Here is a 1,155-nt window from a genome sequence, read left to right on the forward strand (position 1 = left end):
CTGAACTTTATCATCATAACTCAATTTCATAATAAAAATACCCCAAAAGTTAGATTTTTTCTGTCTAACTTTTGGGGTGCAGTTCATTCACTAAATTACCGTTTTTTTATTTAAATTCTATTAACTACCTATTACTATTAATTACCCTGAGGCCATCGTTTATAAATTGACCCAAAACGTCAAGTCCGTTATAAATAAAGAGTCCTAAAATTATAGATGAAATAATAATACTTGCACAAATAAAATATGTACGTTTTTTTTCATTCATAATATCGACTACCTCCTAAGTTAGTATAGACTAATAGTTCCGTTTTGATTAAATGGAACTCTATAATATGATGTACCTCCAATAGTACCTCCAAATGTAAATCCAGCTCCTAACAACTCTGCTTTAACTTGAGCTGAACCACTACTGTTTATAGCTGCTGTTAAAGTACCATTATAAGCATACTTTATACTTGTTGTGGGGTATCCTTTTGGAGACCAAACATCAACGTTTTGTCCTTCAATATATGTGTTTGTAATAGAATTTGTTATTCCTAAGTAATAACCTTGAACTGAGTTAATCTGACGGAAAGAACCCTCATTATATAATTCAATGTTTACACTTAATTGAACTGTAGTTCTAGCAAATGTTGCACTTCTTTTTAATGTGTGTGAAGTAACTGTAGATCGAGAGAGATCTGGAATAAATTCAATAGTTTCAACAACCTTTCCAGTATCACTATCAATAACAGTTGCAACTTCGTTGAATCCTGATTTCGAATATACTACTTCTGGATTAGGGATATTGTAATCCTCAACAGTAAATTGCAGTTCGTTGAATTTTATAACAAGGTCATTAGTGGTATCGGCGTTTACAGAAATAGGCAAATAAAACAATGCTAAACAACTAAATAATAGAGTAATTAGTATTTTTTTCATGATAATGATCACCTACCATTCTTTCATAACTAAGTTGGATATTAAGGGTTGATAATTATAGTTTGTACATTGGAATCATCTGCTTTCTTATAGGAATATTAATTGAATAAGGCAATTCCTTTTTATTTGTATTCGCTTACATTTTATCATATAATGTTATTGTAGTCAAGAAAAATGTGCTATTATGTTAAAAAATATTTTTCAAAATATAAATTGAAAGTTCTATAATGA

The 1,155-nt window shown here is 29.4% G+C and carries 1 protein-coding gene; it reads right to left on the bottom strand.

Annotation, left to right across the window (positions count from 1 at the left end):
* Positions 1–288: 288 nt before the first annotated feature.
* On the bottom strand, positions 289–924 hold the full coding sequence (locus HT678_RS10520) for a hypothetical protein (RefSeq protein WP_172924999.1): 636 nt from the start codon (positions 922–924) through the stop codon (positions 289–291).
* Positions 925–1,155: the final 231 nt, after the last annotated feature.

The organism is Streptococcus sp. 3167 (genome assembly GCF_013277175.1).
Classification (GTDB): domain Bacteria; phylum Bacillota; class Bacilli; order Lactobacillales; family Streptococcaceae; genus Streptococcus; species Streptococcus pseudopneumoniae.

What these genes read in the sequence shown, in the direction of transcription:
- HT678_RS10520 (WP_172924999.1), bottom strand. Translation starts at nt 924, where the DNA reads ATGAAAAAAATACTAATTACTCTATTATTTAGTTGTTTAGCATTGTTT.